1 protein-coding gene is annotated in these 655 nt (G+C 69.3%); it reads right to left on the bottom strand.

What is annotated here, in order from left to right:
- Positions 1-213: 213 nt before the first annotated feature.
- On the bottom strand, positions 214-655 hold a 442-nt coding region (locus PGX04_RS32025; RefSeq protein ID WP_273742168.1), incomplete at its 5' end, for a PD-(D/E)XK nuclease family protein.

Below are 655 nucleotides of genomic sequence, written 5' to 3'. Positions count from 1 at the left end.
CGGGGCCGACATCGTTCGCGTCCACGACGTCCGCGAGAACGTCGCCGCCGTCCGGACGGCGCTGGCGGCGCGCGATCCGGACCGATTCGAGTGGGACTCGTAATCTGTCCGCCGTGAGTCGTATTCGGCCACCGTCCTCCAGCACCGGAGAGACGTGAACCTCGGTATCGCGAGCCCGGTAGCAGCCCTGATCTCCGATTTTCCGGGTCCGACTCAGTCGTCCCCCGCCAGATCGATCTCGGGCGTGTACTCCGTCGGTCCACAGCCCAGCGATCGGTGCGGGCAGTGCCGGCAGTGCTCACCCGGCGTCGTCTCCGCGAACGACGGCTCGTCGACCGTCTCGAGCGTCTCCCGGACCGCCTCCCACGGCGGGAGATCTGCGGGCTCGAGGAGATTCACGCGGGGATCGTCGTCTCCGTCGAGGTCGCCGACGTACACGTAGCCCACTGCCACGATCGGTTCGTCGAACCGGTCCTCGCAGGCCCGGTGGTAGAGCGACAGCTGAACGGCATCATCGGGCGCGATCCGCTCGGCGGTGGCCTTGTAGTCGAGGACGGCGAGGCCGCCGTCGGGCAGCCGCCGGATCGAGTCGACGTAGCCGACCACGTCACCCGTCACGCCGGCGACGTCCTCGAGCGAGAAGGGGAGCTCCGCG

The organism is Natrinema soli (assembly GCF_028618695.1).
The sequence above is the reverse complement of the archived record's forward strand: the minus strand, read 5'-3'. Positions and strand labels throughout refer to the sequence as shown.